1 rRNA gene is annotated in these 896 nt (G+C 55.8%); it reads right to left on the bottom strand.

Annotation, left to right across the window (positions count from 1 at the left end):
• Positions 1-896, bottom strand: a 23S ribosomal RNA gene (locus tag IE317_RS44130); the annotation flags it as partial.

The following is an 896-nucleotide window of genomic DNA, read 5'->3' as shown; positions in this document are numbered from 1 at the left end:
CGCCGCTTCCCTGGATGCAGGACGCTCCCCTACCCATCCACACCACTAGACAAGAGCCACGAAGACTCAAGCCGATGTATATGTGTGAATGACACAGCTTCGGCGGTGTGCTTAAGCCCCGCTACATTGTCGGCGCAGGACCACTTGACCAGTGAGCTATTACGCACTCTTTCAAGGGTGGCTGCTTCTAAGCCAACCTCCTGGTTGTCTGGGCAATCCCACATCCTTTCCCACTGAGCACACACTTAGGGGCCTTAGCTGGTGTTCTGGGCTGTTTCCCTCTCGACGACGAAGCTTATCCCCCGCCGTCTCACTGCCACGCTCTCACTAACCGGTATTCGGAGTTTGGTTGATTTCGGTAACCCGGTAAGGCCCCTAGACCATCCAGTAGCTCTACCCCCGGCAAGAAACACGTGACGCTGCACCTAAATGCATTTCGGGGAGAACCAGCTATCACGGAGTTTGATTGGCCTTTCACCCCTACCCACAGCTCATCCCCTCAGTTTTCAACCTAAGTGGGTTCGGGCCTCCACGACGTCTTACCGTCGCTTCACCCTGGCCATGGGTAGATCACTCCGCTTCGGGTCTAGACCACGCGACTACATTCGCCCTATTCAGACTCGCTTTCGCTACGGCTACCCCACACGGGTTAACCTCGCCACGCAGCACTAACTCGCAGGCTCATTCTTCAAAAGGCACGCCATCACCTAGTTACGGCTCTGACGGCTTGTAGGCACACGGTTTCAGGTACTCTTTCACTCCCCTCCCGGGGTACTTTTCATCTTTCCCTCACGGTACTCGTCCGCTATCGGTCTTCAGGAAGTATTTAGGCTTACCGGGTGGTCCCGGCAGATTCACAGCAAATTCCACGAGCTCGCTGCTACTCGGGAACACCA

It is taken from the genome of Amycolatopsis bullii, assembly GCF_014654205.1.
GTDB classification, from domain to species: Bacteria; Actinomycetota; Actinomycetes; order Mycobacteriales; family Pseudonocardiaceae; genus Amycolatopsis; species Amycolatopsis plumensis.
This window is presented reverse-complemented; position numbering and strand designations above follow the sequence as displayed.